The organism is Mesorhizobium sp. M7A.F.Ca.CA.004.04.2.1 (assembly GCF_004022825.1).
GTDB lineage: Bacteria > Pseudomonadota > Alphaproteobacteria > Rhizobiales > Rhizobiaceae > Mesorhizobium.
In genome coordinates this window covers 1-1126 of sequence record NZ_RZPH01001414.1, presented here as the reverse complement: position 1 = coordinate 1126, position 1126 = coordinate 1, and the positions used below count along the sequence as shown (strand labels likewise).

At 65.5% G+C, this 1126-nt stretch carries 1 protein-coding gene and 1 pseudogene; both read right to left on the bottom strand.

What is annotated here, in order from left to right; genetic code table 11:
- A partial coding sequence (locus EN893_RS35015) for an ABC transporter permease (protein ID WP_164901433.1) occupies nt 1-886 on the bottom strand: 886 nt, incomplete at its 3' end.
- Nucleotides 883-1126 (bottom strand): annotated as a pseudogene (locus EN893_RS35010) (ABC transporter permease); the annotation flags it as partial. The gene EN893_RS35015 and the pseudogene EN893_RS35010, both read right to left, overlap by 4 nt.

Genomic DNA, 1126 nt, shown 5'->3' with positions numbered 1-1126 from the left:
GAATGGACTGCAGCAGCGTGATGAGGATGACACCGGCGACAGTGCCGAGATAAGAGCCGCGTCCGCCCAGGATCGAGGTGCCGCCAAGCACCACCGCGGCGATCGACGGCAGCAGATAAGCGTCGCCCATCGACTGCGCCGCCTTGGAGGCATAGCCAGCCAGAAGCGCGCCGCCGAAAGCCGAGAGCCCGCCGGAGACGGCGAAGGCGATCATCACCACGCGCCGCGTATCGATGCCGGAGAGATAGGCCGCGCGTTCGCGGTTGCCGATGCCGTAGACGGTGCGGCCGAAGCTGGTACGGGTCAGCACGAACACCATCGCGGCTCCGATCAGCGCCCAGATGATAACCGCGTTGGGCACGCCCGGAATGGCGAAGCCGGTCGCCAGGTAGCGCATCGCGCCCGTTGCCGAATCCTGCGGCGAGAAGCCGCCTGTGTAGACCACCATCAGCCCTTGCGCGACAGCGTTGGTGGCCAATGTGATGATCATCGAGGGGATGCGCAGATAGGCGACGCCGATGCCGTTGACGACGCCGATCAGCATGCCGCAGAAAATACCGAACGGAATGGCCAGCGCCACGCCGACCGGGCCGTACGCCGCCGCAGCGCAGGCCATCATGGCGCCCGCCGCCACCGCCCATGGCACCGACAGGTCGATCTGACCGAGCAGGATGACCAGCATCATGCCGGTTGCGATGACACCGAGGAACGAAGCCACCTTGAGCTGCTGCAGAAGATATTCAGGCGACAGGAAGCTTCTGGAATAGAGGCTGCCCAGGAACAGCAAGAGAACGATGCAGGCAAAGGCCGTCAGCACCGCCGGATCGGCGCGGCGGATGAATCTGGGCATGCGGCCGGCAATGCCGCCAAGTGTCGTTTCGCTCACAGGAACCACTCCAGCCGGTTGCGGACCCGAAACAGGGCGAAGGCGCCGAGGCTGACGGCGACCAGCAGGATAACGCCCTGGAACAGCGGCTGCCAGAGCGGATCGAAATCGAAGACGAACAACAGGTCGCCGATGGTGCGGAAGGCCAGCGCGCCGAAGATGGCGCCGATGGCGCTGCCCTTGCCGCCGAACAGCGAGACGCCGCCGAGCACCACGGCTGCGATCGAAACCAGCGTGTAG